This is a genomic window from Pantoea sp. VS1, assembly GCF_002207995.1.
Classification (GTDB): domain Bacteria; phylum Pseudomonadota; class Gammaproteobacteria; order Enterobacterales; family Enterobacteriaceae; genus Pantoea; species Pantoea dispersa.
Genome location: NZ_NHZE01000172.1, coordinates 1 through 388 on the forward strand (window position 1 = coordinate 1; position 388 = coordinate 388).

Annotated in this window: 1 pseudogene; it reads right to left on the bottom strand. The window is 59.8% G+C overall.

Annotation, left to right across the window (positions count from 1 at the left end):
• Nucleotides 1–388 (bottom strand): annotated as a pseudogene (locus CBW22_RS25695) (Tn3 family transposase); the annotation flags it as partial.

Genomic DNA, 388 nt, shown 5'->3' on the forward strand with positions numbered 1-388 from the left:
GCATTTCCTTCAAAGCGGGATGCGACGGCTTTCCAGGTTTCATCCAGCTGGACCGCCAGCTGTTGCACGCCTTTATGTCCATCGGTGGGATGTCCCAGCGCCCGGCAGACGGGAACCCGCTGAGCCTGCCATTCTTCCCCCTGCAACAGCTTCTCGCGGGGATTTCCCCAGCGATCGCTGTTTTCGAGCCAGATGTCCCGTCGGCGCAGTGCATCCTGAAGGCGCTCCAGCAGACAAAGCGAGTATCCGGCTCGCTGTATCCGGCCCTCCGCATCGTACACCAGGCGTTTCCAGGGGCCGGTAATAATTTGTTCAGGCGCATCGTCCAGGATGCGTTTTTTCGAGCCGTTCAGCCCGGTCAGATAATGAATCGCGGCCAGCGTATGCT